Source organism: Collinsella sp. AF19-1LB, assembly GCF_003459655.1.
GTDB lineage: Bacteria > Actinomycetota > Coriobacteriia > Coriobacteriales > Coriobacteriaceae > Collinsella.
The window spans coordinates 31,632-50,602 of record NZ_QRWO01000004.1 but is presented as its reverse complement, the minus strand read 5'-3'; the positions used below and the strand labels follow the sequence as shown (position 1 = coordinate 50,602).

At 59.5% G+C, this 18,971-nt stretch carries 17 protein-coding genes; 9 read left to right on the top strand and 8 right to left on the bottom strand.

What is annotated here, in order from left to right:
- Positions 1-163: 163 nt before the first annotated feature.
- Entirely contained in the window at positions 164-1,168 is a 1,005-nt protein-coding gene (locus DWX39_RS02020) for a GGGtGRT protein (RefSeq protein WP_117640944.1), read from the bottom strand.
- Between the two features lie 18 nt (positions 1,169-1,186).
- The gene (locus tag DWX39_RS02015) at positions 1,187-1,921 is read right to left on the bottom strand and encodes an iron-sulfur cluster assembly scaffold protein (protein WP_006235554.1); all 735 of its coding nucleotides are present in this window, start codon (positions 1,919-1,921) and stop codon (positions 1,187-1,189) included.
- 403 nt (positions 1,922-2,324) lie between these two features.
- Here DWX39_RS02015 and DWX39_RS02010 point away from each other — a divergent pair, with 403 nt between their 5' ends.
- The gene (locus DWX39_RS02010; RefSeq protein ID WP_117758332.1) at positions 2,325-3,137 is read left to right on the top strand and encodes a transposase; all 813 of its coding nucleotides are present in this window, start codon (positions 2,325-2,327) and stop codon (positions 3,135-3,137) included.
- Between the two features lie 658 nt (positions 3,138-3,795).
- On the opposite strand, the gene sufU is transcribed toward DWX39_RS02010, so the two are convergent.
- From sufU to sufC, 5 genes are read right to left on the bottom strand one after another with little or no spacing between them, the layout of a single operon-like run.
- Positions 3,796-4,230, bottom strand: a complete 435-nt coding sequence (gene sufU, locus DWX39_RS02005; protein WP_117758331.1) for a Fe-S cluster assembly sulfur transfer protein SufU — start codon at positions 4,228-4,230, stop codon at positions 3,796-3,798.
- Positions 4,223-5,548: an aminotransferase class V-fold PLP-dependent enzyme gene (locus DWX39_RS02000; protein WP_199411429.1), complete on the bottom strand. Its 1,326-nt coding sequence runs from the start codon at positions 5,546-5,548 to the stop codon at positions 4,223-4,225. The genes sufU and DWX39_RS02000 overlap by 8 nt, the downstream gene beginning before the upstream one ends.
- Positions 5,545-6,816, bottom strand: a complete 1,272-nt coding sequence (locus tag DWX39_RS01995; protein ID WP_117758330.1) for a SufD family Fe-S cluster assembly protein — start codon at positions 6,814-6,816, stop codon at positions 5,545-5,547. Before DWX39_RS01995 ends, DWX39_RS02000 begins: the two co-directional genes overlap by 4 nt.
- The gene (gene sufB, locus DWX39_RS01990) at positions 6,816-8,228 is read right to left on the bottom strand and encodes a Fe-S cluster assembly protein SufB (RefSeq protein WP_022094821.1); all 1,413 of its coding nucleotides are present in this window, start codon (positions 8,226-8,228) and stop codon (positions 6,816-6,818) included. Before sufB ends, DWX39_RS01995 begins: the two co-directional genes overlap by 1 nt.
- Positions 8,229-8,240: 12 nt before the next feature.
- Positions 8,241-9,041, bottom strand: a complete 801-nt coding sequence (sufC, locus tag DWX39_RS01985) for a Fe-S cluster assembly ATPase SufC (RefSeq protein ID WP_006235561.1) — start codon at positions 9,039-9,041, stop codon at positions 8,241-8,243.
- A gap of 224 nt (positions 9,042-9,265) precedes the next feature.
- Here sufC and DWX39_RS01980 point away from each other — a divergent pair, with 224 nt between their 5' ends.
- From DWX39_RS01980 to DWX39_RS01960, 5 genes are all read left to right on the top strand, one after another.
- The gene (locus tag DWX39_RS01980) at positions 9,266-9,697 is read left to right on the top strand and encodes an Rrf2 family transcriptional regulator (protein WP_099431873.1); all 432 of its coding nucleotides are present in this window, start codon (positions 9,266-9,268) and stop codon (positions 9,695-9,697) included.
- Positions 9,698-9,705: 8 nt separating this feature from the next.
- A complete protein-coding gene (locus DWX39_RS01975; RefSeq protein ID WP_117655961.1) occupies positions 9,706-9,993 on the top strand; it encodes a nucleotidyltransferase family protein in 288 nt (95 codons plus the stop codon).
- Positions 9,980-10,399, top strand: a complete 420-nt coding sequence (locus DWX39_RS01970) for an HI0074 family nucleotidyltransferase substrate-binding subunit (protein WP_117758329.1) — start codon at positions 9,980-9,982, stop codon at positions 10,397-10,399. Before DWX39_RS01975 ends, DWX39_RS01970 begins: the two co-directional genes overlap by 14 nt.
- A 137-nt stretch (positions 10,400-10,536) precedes the next feature.
- Positions 10,537-12,318, top strand: a complete 1,782-nt coding sequence (locus DWX39_RS01965) for a hypothetical protein (RefSeq protein ID WP_117758328.1) — start codon at positions 10,537-10,539, stop codon at positions 12,316-12,318.
- 202 nt (positions 12,319-12,520) lie between these two features.
- Entirely contained in the window at positions 12,521-14,320 is a 1,800-nt protein-coding gene (locus DWX39_RS01960) for an AAA family ATPase (protein ID WP_117758327.1), read from the top strand.
- A gap of 20 nt (positions 14,321-14,340) precedes the next feature.
- Here DWX39_RS01960 and DWX39_RS01955 read toward each other — a convergent pair whose 3' ends face one another.
- Complete coding sequence (locus DWX39_RS01955; RefSeq protein WP_117758326.1) at positions 14,341-15,360, bottom strand: glycosyltransferase; 1,020 nt, start codon at positions 15,358-15,360, stop codon at positions 14,341-14,343.
- A gap of 256 nt (positions 15,361-15,616) precedes the next feature.
- Here DWX39_RS01955 and DWX39_RS01950 point away from each other — a divergent pair, with 256 nt between their 5' ends.
- The 3 genes from DWX39_RS01950 to DWX39_RS01940 all read left to right on the top strand — a co-directional run bounded on the left by DWX39_RS01950 (position 15,617) and on the right by DWX39_RS01940 (position 18,960).
- Positions 15,617-16,720 carry a glycosyltransferase gene (locus tag DWX39_RS01950; RefSeq protein WP_117758325.1) on the top strand — a complete coding sequence of 368 codons (1,104 nt, stop codon included), beginning with the start codon at positions 15,617-15,619 and terminating at the stop codon, positions 16,718-16,720.
- Positions 16,721-16,726: 6 nt separating this feature from the next.
- Positions 16,727-17,767, top strand: coding sequence for a glycosyltransferase (locus DWX39_RS01945; RefSeq protein WP_117758324.1), 1,041 nt, complete (start codon positions 16,727-16,729; stop codon positions 17,765-17,767).
- A 74-nt stretch (positions 17,768-17,841) separates the two neighbouring features.
- Entirely contained in the window at positions 17,842-18,960 is a 1,119-nt protein-coding gene (locus DWX39_RS01940) for a glycosyltransferase family 2 protein (RefSeq protein WP_117758323.1), read from the top strand.
- Positions 18,961-18,971 lie beyond the last annotated feature (11 nt).

Below are 18,971 nucleotides of genomic sequence, written 5' to 3'. Positions count from 1 at the left end.
TGGGCGTCATGGACACTCTGACGTTCCATCTCGTCTCATCTCGTATTTCGCCCCAACTGATATATCGGCATTAGCTACCCTGCGACAGCGTAAACAAAAAGAGCCGCTACCTCGAAAGGTAGCGGCTCCAAAGCTCAACTGTATGAGCATCGCGCGGGCGCGATTAGGCCTTGAGGGCCTCCTCGACGGCGACAGCGCAGGCGACGGTGGCACCGACCATGGGGTTGTTGCCCATGCCGATGAGACCCATCATGTCGACGTGTGCAGGCACGGAGGAAGAACCGGCGAACTGGGCGTCGGAGTGCATGCGGCCCATGGTGTCGGTCATGCCGTAAGAGGCAGGGCCGGCGCCCATGTTGTCCGGGTGCAGGGTACGGCCAGTGCCGCCACCAGAAGCGACGGAGAAGTACTTCTTGCCAGCCTCGATGCGCTCCTTCTTGTAGGTGCCAGCGACGGGGTGCTGGAAGCGCGTGGGGTTGGTGGAGTTACCGGTGATCGAGATGTCGACGTTCTCGTGCCACATGATGGCAACGCCCTCGCGGACGTCGTCGGAGCCGTAGCAGTTAACGGCAGCGCGGGGACCATCGGAGTAGGGGATGGTCTCGACGACCTTGAGCTCGCCCGTGTAGTAGTCGAACTGGGTCTTCACATAGGTGAAGCCGTTGATGCGGGCGATGATCTGAGCAGCGTCCTTGCCCAGACCGTTCAGGATAACGCGCAGCGGCTTCTTACGAGCCTTGTTGGCGTTCAGAGCCAGACCGATAGCGCCCTCAGCGGCAGCGAAGGACTCGTGGCCGGCCAGGAAGGCGAAGCACTCGGTGTCGTCGGAGAGTAGCATAGCGCCCAAGTTGCCGTGGCCCAGACCGACCTTGCGGTCCTCGGCGACGGAGCCGGGAACGGTGAAGGCCTGGATGCCCTCGCCGATGATGGCGGCAGCCTCAGAAGCGGACTTGGCGCCACGCTTGACAGCGAGAGCGCAACCGAGGGTGTAGGCCCACTCGGCGTTCTGGAAGGCGATGGACTGGGTGTTGTTGACGATCTCACGCGGGTTGAAGCCCTTGTCGGTGCAGATCTGCAGAGCTTCCTCGAGGGAGGCGATGCCGTTGTCGGCGAGGCACTTGTTGATCTTGTCAGCGCGGCGCTCGTAACCTTCGAACGTAACAGTCATAGTTATTTCCCTCCCTTTCTACTCGTGAACCGGGAACACGCTGGCGACGGAGTGAGTCTCCTCGTCGGTGCGCGGGTCGATGTACTTGGCAGCGTTCTCCCACTGACCATAGTGGCCCATAGCGCCAGCGATGGCCTCCTCGGGGGTCTTGCCGGCCTTGACGGCGTCGGTGAACTTGCCGAGGTTCAGGAACTCGAAAGCGATGATCTCGTTCTTGTCGTTGAGAGCCATGCGGGTGACGTAGCCCTGAGCGAGCTCGAGGTAACGAGCGCCCTTGGCCTTGGTGCCGAACATGGTGCCGACCTGAGAGCGAAGGCCCTTGCCGAGGTCGTCGAGGGAGGCGCCCACGGGCAGGCCGCCCTCGGAGAACGCGGTCTGGCTGCGGCCGTAAACGATCTGCAGGAAGATCTCGCGCATAGCAACGTTGATGGCGTCGCAGACGAGGTCGGTGTTGAGGGCCTCGAGGATGGTCTTACCGGGAAGGATCTCGGAAGCCATGGCGGCAGAGTGGGTCATGCCCGAGCAGCCGATGGTCTCAACGAGGGCCTCCTCGATGATGCCGTCCTTGACGTTCAGCGTGAGCTTGCAGGCGCCCTGCTGAGGTGCGCACCAACCCACACCGTGCGTAAGACCGGAGATGTCGGAAATCTCCTTAGCCTGGACCCACTTGCCCTCCTCGGGGATGGGTGCGGGGCCGTGGTATGCACCCTTGGCAACGGGGCACATGTTCTCCACTTCCTGTGAGTACTGCATGCCTCTCCTCTCTATCGTGTTGGCGTCCCGTCTGGGGGTCGTGGCTGGCGATTGCCGGGCGACCCTTCGAAAGGGACATGACATGCAGCCCCTATAATACCGCGAAATGCACGGAATATTCGGCGAACGGCTCAGTTTTCGTAGCGAGAAGTCCGGAAGTTTAAATTGAAACGGTTTAACTCTATGTTCTGTGGTCGCGAACTTCCGTAGAGGGGGTTCGTCTTGGGCAAGCTTTTGGTCAGCTCTTGTAAGCGTTGCAGGGGCTGACCTGTTGCAACGGTGCCGTTCGCCGCCTATTTACTGCCTTTGGCCGCGCGAGTCTATTGTTTTGCGTGGATGTTTTGATGGCACGCTTCAATCGTGCTGTATTGGATGGCAAGCAGATCCCGGCGAAGGGAGCGCCATGCAGCGCGTTTGGAGAACGGTTACCGGCTTTTACCATGTCTGTGCCCGCGGTACGGGCAAGCAGCTCATCTTTGAGGGCGATGAAGACCGGTGGGAGTTTTTGGAGTTGATGCGCGACTGCTGCCGGGAGGCAGGCGTCACGGTTATCGCTTGGTGTCTTATGGGCAATCACGTGCATCTGGTGCTGGCAGATTACGAGGACGCGATGAGCGCGGCGATGCACCGGCTGCTTTTGACGTACGCGCGGCGGTTCAATAAACGCACGGGGCGCACAGGTCATCTGTTCCAGAACCGTTTTGACCGGCGCTCGCTCGATACCGACTGGCAGGTGATGGAGGCTATTCGCTCCGTACACGCCGATCCACAGGAGGCGGGCGTTGGCCTAATCGAGCGTTATCCCTGGAGCAGCTTTGCGGAGCATTTGCGCGCTTACGACGGTGACGCGGCTGATGTCGCGAGGGGATTTTCTGATCCTTCTTGCGTGCTTGAGCTCTTTGGTTCTGCCGAGGGCTTTATTGCCTATTCACTTTCGACGCCCGACGGCGGCGAGCCAGCGCTGGGCGATATGAAAGAGACGGAGTGGGAACGCCACGCCTTTGCCGGCAAGATGGCTAAGGAACTCGGGGTTCCGCTTCGCGGGGTTAAAGCCGCACCGCCGGCGCAGCGCGATACCGTTATTTTTGGATTGCACGATGCCGGTTTCACGGTGCGCCAGATTGAGCGCTATACCGGGATTGGCAAAAGTACCGTCTCTCGTATTGTGCGTGCCCGCGCGCGGACGGCGATGCGGACTGGCGGAAACGTGATGTAGGGTCGCCTGTGCGCCGCAGATGGGGTCGTCCATACGCCGCAACAAGCGTTCAAAAGCTTGGTGCGGCAACTGCACTTCTTAATATGCTTAGAACAATCGCCATCTTGCATAAAATAAGGGCTCAGTCCGGGTTTGCCCGTGCCTACCCCCATCTGCGCCGTGCAAAAAATGGAGTTTTCAGCATCGCGGTACTGCCACTACCGTCGCAATTTTGCAACATACGGGCCCCGAAGCTATTTATGCCTGCCGATGCGCTCCCGAAGCTCATGTTTGCGCCCCTGAGACCACGATGCTTGTTCTAAAACGCACTATATATGCGCCTGGAGACGTTGATTAACGCTTTCGATGCGTATACACACAGCTTGGCGTGCTGAATACTCGCAAAAATGCACGCCGCTCCCTATGGGACCCGTCTGCAGCAGGCGCGAAGCGAATCGGAGCCCAGCTGGATGGGGCATGGGACGATGCTAGGCGTGCTCGTGGCCCTGCCGCAGGCCTTTGGTGCTGTGGAAAACGCCCGTGTTCGCGTCTGGCTGTGTGGTAAATGACAGACGGGGTGCCGGACGCGCGGACTTTGTGCGTTCGCGCTCATTAGAAAAAACAGAGCCGCCCGTATCGGGCGGCTCGGCAATCAAAAACCTTGGATTCGGGGCATACGCTACTGGTTTGCTTGCCCCTCGAGCATGCCGTCGAGGGTGCGCCAGGCGAGCTCGGCGCATTTGACGCGGGCGGGCATGTGCGAGATGTCCTGGAGCTGGGCGGCCTCGTCCAGATCTTCCAGGTCCTCCTCGGAGAGCTGTTCGCCGCGGATCATGGCGAGGAAGAGCCCTGCCAAGCGACGCGCTTCCTCGACCGTCTCGCCGGTGATGAGGTCGGCCATGATGTCGGCGCTGGCCTGACTGATGGCGCAGCCGTGGCCGGTAAAGGAGGCCTCCTCGATCACGCCGTTCTCGACACGCAGCTGCAAGGTGAGCTCGTCTCCGCAGCTGGGGTTGATGCCGTCGTGCTCGTGCGTGGGAGCATCCATCTCGTACTTATAGTCGGGGTGCGAGTTGTGCTCCATAAATGTGGTGGAGGTGTACAGATTACCCATTGAATGTGCTCCAAACGTGATGCAGGCCGGCGATGAACTTGTCGATGTCGGCCTTGTCGTTGTAGAAGGCCACGCTGGCGCGGCAGCAGGCAAGGTTCTCGACGCCCAGCCAGGTGAGCAGCGGCTGCGCGCAGTGGTGACCGGCGCGGATGCAGACGCCGTCCATGTCCATGATGCTCGCGACATCGTGCGGGTGGATGCCCTTGACATTAAAGCTCACGACACCGTGGTGGTTATCCCAATAGATTGAGCCGATGATCTGGACAAAGTCGAGCTGCATGAGCTCGCCCATCAGGTAGTGGACGAGTGCCTGCTCGCGTGCCTGGATGTTTTCGTAGCCCACCGTGTTGACGAGGTAGTCGAGGGCGGCGCCTGTGGCGAAGATGCCGGCGGCGTCCTGCGTGCCGGCCTCGAACTTCTCGGGGACGGGAGCCCAGACGGCGTCCTGCTCAGTAACCGAGTCGATCATCTCACCGCCGGTAAGCATGGGCGGCATGGCGTTGAGCAGGTCCATCTTGCCCCACAGCACGCCGATGCCCATGGGGCCCATGGCCTTGTGCGCACTAAAGGCAAAGAAGTCGGCGCCCAGGTCGGCCACATCGACCGGCATGTGCGGCAGCGACTGCGCGCCGTCGACGACCAGGTAGCCGCCGTACTTGTGCACGAGTTTGCCGAGGTTCTTGACCGGGTTCTCGACGCCCAGCACGTTGGAGACCTGTCCCACGGCTAGGATCTTGGTCTTGGGACCCACCTTGGCAAGAACCTCCTCGGTGGTGAGCTGGCCGGTCTTGGTGGGGTAGAGGTAGACGAGCTTGGCGCCGGTCTCGCGGCAGACCTGCTGCCACGGAATCAGGTTGGAGTGGTGCTCCATAATGGTGATGACGACCTCGTCGCCCGGTTCGAGCACTGTGGGCGCAAAGCTCTTAGCGACCAGGTTGAGCGACTCGCTCGTGTTGCGGGTGAAGACGACCTCGTTGGCCTGTGAGGCGCCGATGAGGTCAGCGATCTGCTGGCGGACCTTCGCGATGGCGTCGGTGGCCTCGACGGACAGCGAGTACAGGCCGCGCAGGGGGTTGGCGTTCATGCGCTGGTAGAAGTCGCGTTCGGCGTCGAGCACACAGGCAGGGCGCTGCGCGGTGGCGGCGCTATCGAGGAAGGCGATCTCGGGGTGCTGCTGGAACAGCGGGAACTGGCCCTTGTAGGGGTTGGTCTCGATGTCCACGGTGGGCCAGCCGCGCGAAGCCTCGTCGCTGGCGTCGAGCTCCATGGGCTCGGGGGCAGTACAGGTATCGCATTTAACGTGCTCGGTGTCGATCATGCGAGCTCCTCTTCAAAGTTGTCGATCAGGTTGTTGCCTAGGCGGACGACGGCGGCGCGGGTGCGCTCGTCGGTGGCGGAAAGCGCGGCGTCCTCCAGCTTGGCGCGGATGAACAGGTCCTCGGCGGCGTTTTGGTCAAGGCCACGGCAGGCGAGGTAGAACAGCTGCTCGTCGCGGACGTGACCGATGGTGGCGCCGTGGTTGCCGGCGACGTCGTCCTCGTCACAGAGAATGACGGGAACGGTCTTGTTGTCGACGCCCTTGTTGGCCAAAAGCACCGTCTCGCGTTCGGTGCCGGTTGCACCCTTGCAGCCGTGCACGAGGTCGATGGTGCCACGGTAGACCTTCTTGGACGTGCCGGTCAGCACGCCGTTGGCGTCGATCTCGCACTCGGTCTTGCGACCGCGGTGGCGCAGCTCGTAGTTAAAGTCGCGCACCTGCTCGCGGGCGCCCAGGTAATCGGTATCGATGGTCACCTTGGCGGTGTCGCCCAGCAGGTCGCCGGCAAGGCCGGTGGCGCTGGCGCCGGCACCCAGGACGGTGTGCTGCACGTTGACGCGCGCGCCCTCGTCCAGGAACAGGCCGGTGTCGTCGAGTGCGATCCAGCTGTCGTCGAGTGTCTGCGTGCAGGTCACGTTGACGGTGGCGTACTCGTGGGCGCACACGCGTAGCACGGAGCCCACGACACCCTCGCCGGTAACAGGAGAGTCTAGGGCAATATGCAGGTCGAGCGTTGCCTGCGGGCGAGCGACGACGTCGATGGCGGCGATGGCCGCGGCGGCATCGACACCGCTCACACGCACGGTAACCGTGGCGTGCTGGTATGCGGGCACATCGATGACGATGCGCTTGGTAGCGTGCTCGGCCAAGTAGGCGTAGGCAGCCTCGCCCATGCCGGTTTCGAAGGCTTCAGCAGGGGAGAGCTCCTCCTCGAGCTTGATGGCGCCGGCCTGGTAGACGGAGGTGGCGGGCACGTCGAGCTCGGTCTCGGGCGTGATGCGGGCGCGGTCGGCGGCATCACCGGGGGCGGAGGAGCGGCGCTCGGGGAAGCGCTCGGCCATGGCGTCCATGGCGGCGTCGAACGCGTCTGTCACGCCAATAAACTGCTCGCCCAAGCCTTCGACCTCAACGGCCTCCGCGGGAGCGGCGGCAAGCTCGTCAGAGAGCTCGAGCTTGGTCTGATTCATCTTCAGCCAGCCCCAAGTGGCAGCCGGCATCGCGTTGACCTGCTCAAGGGTGGTAGCAGCGGTGTTGGTTTCCTGTTTCATTATCCGATCGCTCCTTCCATCTCGAGCTTGATCAGGTTGTTCATCTCGACGGCGTACTCCAGCGGCAGCTCCTTGGAGACCGGGTTGGCAAAGCCGTTGACGATCATGGTGCGGGCCTCTTCCTCCGAGATGCCGCGGCTCATCAGGTAGAACACCTTGTCGTCGCCGATGCGGCCGATGGTGGCCTCGTGGCCGATGTCGACGTTCTTGGCGCGGATGTCCATGGCGGGGATGGTGTCGGAGCGGCTCTGGTCGTCGAGCATGAGCGACTGGCAGCTCACGGTTGCCTTGGAACCCTCGGCCTTGGGCGTGGCCACGATGGAGCTGCGGAAGGTCTGAATGCCGCCGCTCTTGGAGATGCCCTTGGTCTCGACGGTTGCCGAGGTCTCGGGGGCGTTGAGCACGACCTTACAGCCGGTATCGAGGTTCTGCCCGGCGCCGGCAAAGGTGATGCCGGTAAAGCTCGACCGGGCGCGGCGGCCGTTGAGCACACTCATGGGGTAGAGGTAGCCCACGTGGCTGCCGAAGGAGCCACTGATCCACTCTATGTCGCCATCCTCGTCCACGCGCGCACGCTTGGTGTTGAGGTTGTACATGTTTTTGGACCAGTTCTCGATGGTCGAGTAGCGCAGGTGCGCACGCTTGCCCACAAAGAGCTCGACGGCGCCGGCGTGGAGGTTGGCAACGTTGTACTTGGGCGCGGAGCAACCCTCGATGAAGTGCAGGTCGGCGTCGTCCTCGACGATGATGAGCGTGTGCTCAAACTGGCCGGCGCCCTTGGCGTTAAGGCGGAAGTAGCTCTGCAGCGGGAAGTCCAACTTGGTGCCCTTGGGCACGTAGACAAACGAGCCGCCCGACCATACGGCGCCGTGCAGGGCCGCAAACTTGTGGTCGGTGGGCGGGATGAGCGTCATAAACTTCTCGTGGATGAGCGGCTCCCACTGCGGGTCGTGCAGGGCCTCCTCGATGCCGGAATAGACGATACCCATCTTGGACGCGGTGTCCTGCATGTTGTGGTAGACCAGCTCGGAGTCGTACTGCGCGCCGACGCCCGCCAGGTAGCTGCGCTCGGCCTCGGGGATGCCCAGGCGCTCAAAGGTGTTCTTGATGTCGTCGGGCACCGACTCCCAGTCGTGCTTTTGGTCGGTGTTGGGCTTGACGTAGGTGACGATGTTGTCCATGTCCAGGCCCTCGATGGAGGGGCCCCACGTCGGGTCGGGAAAACGATTGAAGATCTCGAGGGACTTTAAGCGCAGATCGAGCATCCACTGTGGCTCGTCCTTCTTGGCGCTGATCTCGCGCACGATGTCGGGCGTGATGCCGGCGTCGAGGCGCTCGAATCCCTCCTCGCCGTAGGTGAAGTCGTAGAGGCTGCGGTCGATGTCCGCGACCTCGGTGCGGTTCTTGGTCATTGCGTCGCCCCTTTACGCCTGCTGCTCGGCAGCGGCGGCCTCGGCCTGGGCGCGCTGCTCGGCGGCCTCGCGCTCGAAGGTCTCAAAGCCGTTCTTGTCGATCCAGGGGATCAGCGAGGCATCGTCCTCGCGCACGATGTGGCCCTTGACCATAACGTGGACGCGGTCGACATCCAGGTGCTCCAGGATGCGCGTGTTGTGCGTGATGATGAGCATGGAGCCGTCGCAGCTCTTGCGGTAGGCGTCCATACCGTGGCTGACGGTGGACAGGGCGTCGACGTCCAGGCCGGAGTCGGTCTCGTCCAAGATGGCGAGCTTGGGCTGCAGCAGCAGAAGCTGGAGCATCTCGACCTTCTTTTTCTCGCCGCCCGAGAAGCCCACGCCCAGCTCACGGTTGAGGTAGGCGGTATCCATGTTAAGCTCGGCCGCGAGCTCCTTGACGCGACGACGGAATTCCTTGCCCTTCATCTCCAGGCCGGGGCGGCCGGCGATACTGGCGCGCAAAAAGCTCGACAGTGGCACGCCGGGGATCTCGACAGGGGCCTGGAAGCTCAGGAACAGGCCGGCGCGCGAGCGCTTGTCGGTGGTGAGCTCGGTGATGTCCTGGCCGTCAAAGACGATGCGGCCGTCGTTGACCGTGTAGACGGGGTCGCCCATGACCAGGTGGCCAAGGGTGGACTTGCCGGCGCCGTTGGGTCCCATCAACACGTGGGTCTCGCCGGCGGCGACGTTAAGGTTGACGTTGTGGAGGATGGTCTTCTCGTCCACGGAGGCGGTTAGACCTTCGATGGAAAGCAGCGGATTTGCGCTCATGCTGTCCCTCTCTGTATATGGTGTACTCATGGGTGTACGAAACCCTAGGAATCTTCTCGGAATAAAGTTACTATGGGTTCGGCGTTAGTCAAGGGAAAACCCGACTAATCCACTCGACTTTTCTAGATGTGGGACAAAATAACCTGTTGTGTTTGTCCCACTTACTTAAGATTTGGGACAAACAAACCTGGTTATGTTGTCCAAGATGCGATGGGAGGGTAGGTATGCTCATTTCTTCTAAGGGCCGCTATGCCCTCCGACTGATGATCTATATCGCAGCGCTGGGCGACGCCGAGGGCAAGATCGCTCTGCGCGAGGTCGCCGACCGCGAGCGTATCTCGCAAAAGTATCTGGAGCAGCTGGTTCGTCCGCTCATGAAGGCGGGCCTACTTAAGAGCGTGCGCGGCAAGGGCGGCGGCTACATGATGGCCAAGGACCCGGCCGAGGTGCGTGCCGGCGACATCCTGCGCGCCGTCGAAGGCAGCACGGCTCCGGTGGCGTGCGATGGCATCGACAACAGCTGCGCCCGCAGCGATCTTTGCTCGACCGTCAAATTCTGGCGCGGTCTGGACGACGTGATCGAAAAGTACGTCGACGGCGTGACGTTGGCCGACCTTGCTGCCGTCCCCGAGATCAACTTCGACATTAAGCTGTAGGGCTGCAGATGGTATCTCTCGACAAGGTGTACAAGCAAATTGAGATTTTTGCTCGGGAATGTGACGCCGAGAGGGTTGTGCTGTTTGGTTCTCGTGCCCGCGGTGACAACTTGCCTAAGAGCGATATTGATATTGCTGTAGCAGGTTGCCGGGATTTCGACCGTTTCTCATATCTGATAGAGGAGCGTCTTGATACTCTTTTAGATATAGACGTCGTCAATCTGGATGAGTCCTTATCGCAGCAATTGCTCGATGAAATTGCCAGGGATGGTGTGATTCTGTATGAAAAAATATGAGAACTTTGCCAGCGCCTTGGCGAATCTTGAGGATGCACCCAATCAGGATCTTAGCAATGATTTTGTTCAGAGTGGATTGATTAATAAGTTCAACCTTCAGTTTGAACTGAGCTGGAAGCTCCTTAAACGTCTGCTCGAGTATGAGGGCGCCACGCTTGCTGCATCGGGGTCTCCTCGTGCCATCTTGAAGGAAGCCTACCGATTCTACGACTTTATTGATGAGGCGGCATGGCTAGATATGCTCAGAGACCGCAATACGAACGTCCATATCTATGACAACAAGCTCGCTCAAGATTTGATTCAGCGTATCTTAAACGTCTATATCCCCGCTTTCTGTCGGTTGAGAGACGGGCTGATGGGACGCTACGGCGATCTTCTTCTGGTGCCCGACGACCAGTTTGTTTAATTCCTTTAGATTTCGCGGATTTCGCGGAGGGTTGTTGCCGTTTACCGAGGGGTTGTTGTGCAACAACGGGTGAGCTGCAATACTTAATTCTATCTTTGCAAACCGCACTTTAACTACACCAATGCAGGGAGGATCTTATGCAGCCCAAGCATTCTGCTATTGTCGCGGGCCTGACGCTGGCGCTTTCGTTTGGCGCCGTTACCGCACCCGCGCCCGCCGCCGCCGAGGAGCCCACGCCGGGCGTTGCCTCGGATGCCACCGATATCGACAAAGGTCTCTACACCCAGCAGTCCTTCTCGGGCGTGCTGAGGTCGGTCCAGGGCGTTTCGTTTGTCAACGTGACTCCCGAGATGAAGTACTTTACCAAGTACGAGAGCCATGGCAACTACAACCAGGGCTTTTCGTATGGCGACGGCTACAACGCGCTGGGTTATTACCAGTTCGACCGTCGTTGGTCGCTCATCCCGTTTATGAAGCAGGCCTACAACTACAACCCCGAAAAATACTGCATGCTCAAGGATGCGATTGATCGCGGCAGCGAGATTTCCAACACGAGCAATGCCATGTACGAGAACGGCCAGCTCACCGAGCTGGGCCATATCGCGCAGGATGCCTTCCAAGGTGCTTATAACACCGATCCTGTTGAGTTCTCAGCACTTCAAGATGCCTATGCGTACAACTCGTACTATGCGGTGACCGAGGCGTGGCTTAAGAGCGCTCTTGGCATTGACATCTCCGGCCGCGCCGATTGCGTCAAGGGCATGGTGTGGAGCATCACCAACATGTGCGGCACCGGTGGTTGCAGGGACTTCTTCCGTTGGGCAAACCTTTCTAACAGTATGACTGATCGCGAGTTTGTGACGGCGCTTTCCAACAGTGTGGTCAATAACGTGGCGACCAAGTATTCGAGCCAGCCCCAGTATCATGAGGGCTGGAAGAACCGCTACCGCAACGAGCTGAAGGACTGCTTGGTTTATATCGCCGAGGACGAGGCCGCTGCCGCTGCGACGCCCGTGCAGCCCGAGCCCACGCCGGCGCCCTCGCCGACGCCTGATTCGAATGACGACTCGAGCGACGATGCCAACGATGACAGGATGGATGCGCCCTCGACCGGTGCTGACGGTGATGGCTCTGCTGGTGGCACTACCAACAACGGCTCTACCTCGAACGGCTCCGTTTCGAACGGCTCTGCTGCGGGCGATTCGTCTTCAAGCTCTGCCGGCAATACGGACAGCGACGCTTCTGGTTCGACCGGCGCTGGCACCTCTAACTCATCCACCGGCTCGAGCGATTCGTCCGTTGGCACCGGCTCTAACAACGGCTCCGGCTCTGACGCAACCCCTGGTTCCGATGCTTCCAAGGATGACTCGAATAAGGCGCCGGACGTTCCCGTTGCTTCGCCGGACAAGAAGCCTTCTTTCTCCGTGCAGCTTGGTTCTACGTTGGGCTCTTCGCTGATGGCTGGCGTCAATAATGGCTCGACTCAGAACAAGGACAACTCTGATCAGGTTTCTATGGAAAAGACCGAGGCCGCAAAGGGCGACTCAAAGGACAAGGCTTCCGAGAAGGCTGAATCCGATAAGGGTCCTAGCTCTGATGAGAAGGGCGACAAGTCCGGTCAGAAGAAGGACGAGAGCAAGACCGAGGGCGAAAAGAAACAGTCCGAAGACGACGACAAGAGCGGTGCTGACAACCAGGTTCAGGAGCAAAATGACTCCAAAACGGTGACCACTACGACCACGATGACCACCACAGCCAAGTCATCTGGCGGCAATATGCCCAAGACGGGCGATCTGATTGTGATGGCGAGCCTTGCCAGTGCAAGCTTGGCCACACTGGGCGCTACGTCTATCGTAAGTGGTAAGCATAAGCTCGATCAGCAGAAGAAGGCTTCTGGGGAGGACGGCTTGGAGGAGTAATCTTCCAGATCGTTTTCTATAAGAGTTTGGGACGGGGTCCGGTGCGGCGGCATCGGCCCCCCTTTTTTTGTTGTGCAACGATTTGTTATGCCCCCTCGGGGGGCTGTTGCTACCGCTGCCCGAAACGTTTGCATGTCGATATTGTTGCGCTCTACCCGCTCGCTACAATGGGCATCGTGCTGCGTTAGAAGGAGAGTTTACGGTGTCTGAACAGGTGAATTGTGGTTTTACTCATGCGTTTGGTGCACGGTTGCTCAATCATGCGGATAGCGCAGCTCTACCGGTTGATGCACACGGCTTTTCCGATGCAATCAATCGGTGTTTACTCGTCGATAAGACTATGTTTATTGCCGATATATTGGACAGTGAAGCACCTGTTGCGCTTTGCTGTCGGCCCAAGGGTTTTGGCAAGAGCATGAATTTATCGATGCTCAAGTGCTATTTGGAACGACCTGATCGCCGGCTGCCGGATCGAAGCCTGTTCGCTGGTACCCAGATTTGGCAGGCGGGCGGCGGTCGCTATCGTGATGAGTACGCGAGTTATCCGGTCATCATGCTCGACTTTACAGCTGCCGCTTCGAGGCATGGCGCTGGTGCTGCGGCAGCAATTCGCGGGGCTGTCGTGCGCGAGTGCGCCCGATTACTGCCGCTGCTTGCCGCGCCTGATCTGTCAAGACGTGAGGTTCGTCTTATCGAGAGGGCGGCGCGTGGGGTGGCCAGCGATAAGGAGATCGATGCGGCGCTTGGCGTGCTTATTAAACTGCTCCAGGCAGCTTTCGATGAGCAGGTTGTTCTTCTGATAGACGACTACGACGCGGTATGTCCAAAGCGTTTGGACGCTAAGGACGACGGTAGCGTGGATTCCCTAGAGTCGCTCAGCCGAATGTTGTTCGACACCATTGCCGATGCCGGCGACTCGTTGCGATTGACGTGTCTGATGTGCGAACGCCCCGGTCATGCCGAGTTTGCGTTGTCCCAACGTGGGGTTTCCTATCGGTCGGCGACAGCGTTGTCGAGTTGGTGTGATCGATGGTTCGGTTTTTCGGACGACGAAGTCCAAGTGCTGTTGGATTGCATCGGTCGCAACGGCTGTCTGGATGACGCGCGTGAGTGGCTCGAGGGCTATCTGCTTGGTGGTTTTTATTGCTCGAGCCCGGAGCGCGTGGTGGACTACGCACATCGCGGTTGCGTCGCGCCCGTTCGGGCAGATCTGTATGGTTACGCCGACCGTCTGAGCGCATGCGTCGGCGACTGGAATCTCATGCGCCTGTCCGCATTGTTCGATTTACTTGAGGCGCATGGGTTTATTGAGGTGCCAGTGCATGTGCATGCCGAGGAGGCCGATGCCGCCAAGCCCGAAGATATCTGGACAGCGCTGTATCTGTCTGGATTTCTTACGACGGACATGACGGGGCATTCGGAAAACGGCGCGTGCCTTCGTTCCCTGCGTCTGCCTAACAACGAAGTGCGTCAGGCGCTCCGTCTTGTAATTCTGGAATGGTTTGAGTGCGCCGTTGAGGACGTTGGAGTTATCGACTCGTTCCATGACGGGCTGTGTCGAGGAGACGAGGACGCTGTAAAGCAAGCTTTGAGCTGTGCTATCGGCGATCTGGGCATCGATGTGGACAAATCAGATATGCCGACAGCCTATCATCTGGCGCTGCAGGGGCTTTGCTTTGGACTGTCCGGCTATTGCAATCCCAGCTCCAAGCGAAGTGGCGTCTCGGATCGCTGGGATATCCAGGTGATTCCCACCGGTCGGGTGTTTGACGTGGCCGACACGCTCGGCATGCTCGATGAGCGACCGCTCATTACGATCAACATGTTGTATGACCCTGGCGTCGATGCCCTGGGCCTGGAACTGTTAGCGGTTCAGGCGCTGCTCGACATAGAGCGCGACGGCATCGATGATATCCGCGTGCCGCGCCCCGCCGTCGGGCGCATGCGTTGGGGCTTTGGTTTTGACGGTCAGCGTGTGTCCGTGGTGTGTCAACGCCTGTAGCGGCGGGCGAAAGCCCTTTACTACTCGGCGTCCTTCAGGGGCGGCATGGGTTTCCAGTTGGGATCCTTAACGATCTTGCGGGCGTCCTTCATGCCACGGCGCAGCGCCGGAATGCCGGTCTTAAAGCACTTGTCAACGGCGGCCAGACGAATGAACTCCTTGCAGAAGGTCGCGGCGTTGCCCAGACGGAACAGCATGGGGTGATAGTCGCCGTAGATCTGCATGTAGCGGGCCAGATAACCGCGGTTGCGCATGATGTAGTAGCGGTTGGTGTCGCTCGTGGAGTTGAGCTGGCGCTTGCCGGCGATGTCCCAGTTGGAGACGGCGCGGGCGCGCTTGAGCACCACGTCGGCAACAACGGCGGCGGGGAAGTGCTGGCTGGCCACGTAGCCATAGCAGGCATCGTCGCCGTAGATGAAGAAGCGCGCATCGGGCAGGCCGATCTTGTCGACCACGCGGCGCGAGAACATGCCGCCTTCAAAGCACAGCTGGTTCATGGCGCGGTAGCCCTCGGGTCCCAGGTCCCACTTGGCGACAGGGTTGGGAATGCCGAGCGAAAGGATGAGCTGGTACTGCCAAAAGAAAGCGCCGCCGTCAAAGTCCAGGCGCGAACCCTGGATGACATCGTAGCGGTCGGTCCACTTGGCAAGACGCTCGATGCCTTCGGGGATGACGAGCACGTCGTCGTCCATCACCCAGAACCACTGGGCCCCCAGATCGTAGGCGCATTTAGTGCCAGCGGAGAAGCCGCCCGCACCGCCGCCGTTTTCGAGCTGCGGGGCGTAGATGACACGGTCGGTGCCGCCCTGCGCGTCGGGCTGCTCGGTGTCGATGCCCCACAGGCTGGCCAGGCGCTCGTTGAATGCGGTGCACATGGCCTCGGTCTCGCGCGAATTCTCGTTATCGACAATCACGATGCGCCAGGGCGTTGCCGTGAGCTCGGTCATGGAGTCGAACAGGTTGGCCAGGAGTTCCTGGCGCTTGTACGTAACGACAACGATGGCGAGCTTATCGATGGGAGCGGGAAGGGTTGAAGGCATGGGGCAATATATCCTTTCACGCGCGGCGGGCGAGCGCTGCGCGGAAGCTATCGAATACGTCCTTGGGACTGTTCTATTGTAAAGGCTCACCGCACCTTGTCGGCAAGCTTTGAATAAAACGCAGGAACCTGCCATGGGCCCGCCGCATGACGTGCGGCTACTTTGCCCGCAAGAGGCTCCATAGATTATATAAACGCCCGCTGGCGCGCTGACCCTTTGATACCATGAAACGACAGGTATTTCCTAAGGAGCACATTTGTCTACTAACGTCTCTGGCAGCCCTGTTCTGTCGCTGCTTATTCCCATTTACAATGTTCAGCGCTACCTGCGCGAGTGTCTCGATTCCGCCCTGGCACAGACGCTCAAGGATATTGAGATCATCTGCATTAACGACGGGTCGACCGACAACTCGCCGGCGATTATTCGCGAGTATATGGAGCACGATAGGCGCGTCAAGATGATCGACAAGGCCAACAGCGGCTACGGCGACTCGATGAACCACGGTCTGGAGATGGCGCGCGGCAAGTACGTGGGCATCTTGGAGTCCGATGACTTTATGGCGTCCGACGCACTCGAAAAGCTTGTCTCGGCCGCCGATAGCAATAATGCCGACTTCGCGAAGGCGAACTTTGATTTCTACTGGTCTAAGCCCGAGGAGCGCCGTTCGCTGCACGAGATGTTTAAAGCCAAGGACTGTGGCAAGCCGGTGCACCCGAGCGATACGACGCAGTTCTTTAAGCAAAAGCCGTCGATTTGGTCGGCCGTGTACCGTCGCGATTTTCTTGAGCGCAACGGCATTACGTTCCTGCCGACTCCGGGGGCATCCTTTCAGGACACGTCATTCGCCTTTAAGGTGATCGCGTGCGCCGATAAGGCTGTTTACCTTCATGATGCCGTGTTGTCTTATCGCCAGGACAACGAGAATTCCTCGGTCAATTCTTCGGCTAAGGTCTTTTGCGTCAATACCGAGTATGCCGAGATTGAGCGTTGGATTCGAGAGGATTATGCCCGCGACCACGCAAGTGATGACGTCGCGCGCATGCTCAAGTTCAACCAACTCATTAAGTACGATTCGTATATGTGGAACTACGTGCGCTTGGCGCCTAAGTTCTATAAGGAGTTCCTGGTTCAGATGGCCAAGGAGTTCCAAGCGGCCTTGGACGCGGGGGAGTTTTCGCTTGACGATCTCAAGCCGTGGAAGCGCGCAAATCTCGCTGCCATCCTCAAAGATCCTGAGGGCTGGGTTGACGAGCATCCGAGTTTTGCGACGGATGGTGCCTTGGGGCGTGCTAAGTATTACGCCTCGGTTGGAGGCCCAGGCGTGGTTGCTGCCTTCCTCATCGAATCGCTGAGGGGGTAGGTCGACATGGGAGAGACTTTGACCCCCAAAGCGACCATTGTCGTCCCCGTTTACAACTCTGCGCGCTCCATTCAGCGATGCCTCGATTCGCTGTTGGCTCAGTCCGAGCGCTCGATTCAGGTTGTCTGCGTCAACGACGGTTCGACTGATGATTCGTTGAACGTGTTGCGCCAGGTCGCGCAGGCCGACGATCGCGTACTGGTGATTGACCAGGAAAATGCGGGTGTCTCGTGTGCTCGAAATGCCGGTATCGATGCCGCCGAGGGCGAGACCGTCTTTTTTGTGGACGCCGACGATTACATCGATGCCCAGACGGTCGAGCGCGTACTGCATGCCATGGAGTCTGCAGATGTCGAGGCCGCCGTTTTTGGCGGCGTCTGTGAACCAGCCGATGCTGCCCCCAAACGCGTTCAGCAGCTCATGAGCCCCAAAGCTGGTACCTTCGGCGCCCGTGATCCCCAACTGCTGTTTCATTCGAATGCGCAGCCCTATGCCTGCCGTGCGGCTTTTTCGCGCGAGCTGCTCAATCGCGAAGGCATTCGCTTCGCCCCCGGTTTGGCTTTGGGAGAGGACGTCGTCTTCCAATTTGCGGCTTATGCGCTTGCCCGCAAGACCGTCGTCATGCCGGACAAGTTCTACCACTACGTGATGGAGAGCGAATCGGCGACGCACGAGTTCAACAGTGCCGAGGCTCGCGCCAAAAAGCTTGACGCCCACATGAGGATGCTCGAGGAAGTCTTGGAGGACTGGGCGGCCTACGGTCTTTTGGACCTGTGCCCCGGCGAGCTGATAACTTGGTTTTTGGACCTCATTGTGTTCGACCTGGCGCGCTTGGATGCCGATGACTTCCATCGCGTGGCGGCTCGCGTCAACATGGACCTCACGACGTTTTTGGGAACGGAGTGGGCGGATATGCCTGCTAAGGGCGCCGTTCGCCGTGTCGCCCATAAGCTCGTTGTGGCGACCTCGGGCGTTTCGATGGCAGACGCCACGTTGTTCTATCTTTCGACCCGTGGTCTCAAGGCCTGCCTGGAGCGCTTTCTCTAGTTCCAAGCGCTGCCGCCCGCCGCAACTCGGCTGCTAAAATAACCCTGTTACACGCTATTCAATAGGAGGTTCTCTTGCAGAACTCTGATACCCCTAAAGTTTCGCTGCTTGTTCCCATCTGCAATGTTGAGCGCTACCTGCGCGAGTGCCTCGATTCCGCCGTGGCGCAGACGCTCAAGGACATCGAGATCATCTGCATCAACGACGGCTCCACCGATAGTTCGCCAGATATCATCCGCGAGTACATGGAGCGCGACCCCCGTGTAAAGATGATCGACAAGGCCAACAGCGGCTACGGCGACTCGATGAACCGCGGCCTGGAGATGGCGCGCGGCGAGTACGTGGGCATCCTTGAGTCCGATGACTTTATGTTTGAGGATTCGCTCCAAAAGCTGGTCGCCAAGGCCGATGCTGAACATGCCGATGTGGTAAAGGGCGACTTTTACCTGTATTGGTCCACGCCCAGCGAACGCCGTGAGCTGTTTGGGATCATCGACGAGCATATGACGGGCGCCGCTTATCGCCCCGTCGATCGCCCGGGCATCTTCTACCGCAAACCTTCCATTTGGTCGGCTATCTATCGGCGCGAGTTCCTCAACGACAATCAGATTCGGTTCCTTCCCACGCCGGGTGCCTCGTATCAGGATGCGGGTTTTAACTTTAAGGTCTGGGCATGCGCCGAGCGTGCCGCGTTTATTGCGGACCCCATTTTGTGCTATCGCCAGGATAACGAGAAGAGCTCCGTTAATTCGCCTAACAAGGTGTTTTGCGTGTGCGACGAATATGCCGAGATGCAACGCTTTTTGGATGAACGCCCCGAGCTTAAGGCTCAGCTTCAGGGCATTTTAATGCGCATGAAGGTCGATACGTACCGTTGGAATGATGAGCGCCTGGTCGATGAGTTGCGCGAGCAGTTTTGGGAGAAGGCCTCTCCCGAGCTCAAGTCCGATTGGGATGCCGGTCGCTTTGACCTGTCGCTGTTCGATCCGCGTGGCGAGACCGACTTGCGCCTGATGGTCAAGTCGCCCCGCGCCTATATCGATTCGCGCTTTGGCTTTAAGAAGCCGGGCAAGATCAATACGTTTAAGCACTACTTCAAGATCGGCGGGCTGCCGCTGGTCTGGCGCGTGCTGACGTATCAGCGCACCTACGGTGATAATCCGCACCCCGATGACGTTCCGGTCGCACAGTAGGAGCACTTGAC

What these genes read in the sequence shown, in the direction of transcription:
- DWX39_RS01945 (WP_117758324.1), top strand. Translation starts at nt 16,727, where the DNA reads ATGGGAGAGACTTTGACCCCCAAAGCGACCATTGTCGTCCCCGTTTAC.
- DWX39_RS02010 (WP_117758332.1), top strand. Translation starts at nt 2,325, where the DNA reads ATGCAGCGCGTTTGGAGAACGGTTACCGGCTTTTACCATGTCTGTGCC.
- DWX39_RS01970 (WP_117758329.1), top strand. Translation starts at nt 9,980, where the DNA reads ATGAAAAAATATGAGAACTTTGCCAGCGCCTTGGCGAATCTTGAGGAT.
- DWX39_RS01995 (WP_117758330.1), bottom strand. Translation starts at nt 6,816, where the DNA reads ATGAAACAGGAAACCAACACCGCTGCTACCACCCTTGAGCAGGTCAAC.
- DWX39_RS02020 (WP_117640944.1), bottom strand. Translation starts at nt 1,168, where the DNA reads ATGACTGTTACGTTCGAAGGTTACGAGCGCCGCGCTGACAAGATCAAC.
- DWX39_RS02015 (WP_006235554.1), bottom strand. Translation starts at nt 1,921, where the DNA reads ATGCAGTACTCACAGGAAGTGGAGAACATGTGCCCCGTTGCCAAGGGT.
- DWX39_RS01965 (WP_117758328.1), top strand. Translation starts at nt 10,537, where the DNA reads ATGCAGCCCAAGCATTCTGCTATTGTCGCGGGCCTGACGCTGGCGCTT.
- DWX39_RS01975 (WP_117655961.1), top strand. Translation starts at nt 9,706, where the DNA reads ATGGTATCTCTCGACAAGGTGTACAAGCAAATTGAGATTTTTGCTCGG.
- sufC (WP_006235561.1), bottom strand. Translation starts at nt 9,041, where the DNA reads ATGAGCGCAAATCCGCTGCTTTCCATCGAAGGTCTAACCGCCTCCGTG.
- sufB (WP_022094821.1), bottom strand. Translation starts at nt 8,228, where the DNA reads ATGACCAAGAACCGCACCGAGGTCGCGGACATCGACCGCAGCCTCTAC.
- DWX39_RS02000 (WP_199411429.1), bottom strand. Translation starts at nt 5,548, where the DNA reads ATGATCGACACCGAGCACGTTAAATGCGATACCTGTACTGCCCCCGAG.
- DWX39_RS01955 (WP_117758326.1), bottom strand. Translation starts at nt 15,360, where the DNA reads ATGCCTTCAACCCTTCCCGCTCCCATCGATAAGCTCGCCATCGTTGTC.
- sufU (WP_117758331.1), bottom strand. Translation starts at nt 4,230, where the DNA reads ATGGGTAATCTGTACACCTCCACCACATTTATGGAGCACAACTCGCAC.
- DWX39_RS01980 (WP_099431873.1), top strand. Translation starts at nt 9,266, where the DNA reads ATGCTCATTTCTTCTAAGGGCCGCTATGCCCTCCGACTGATGATCTAT.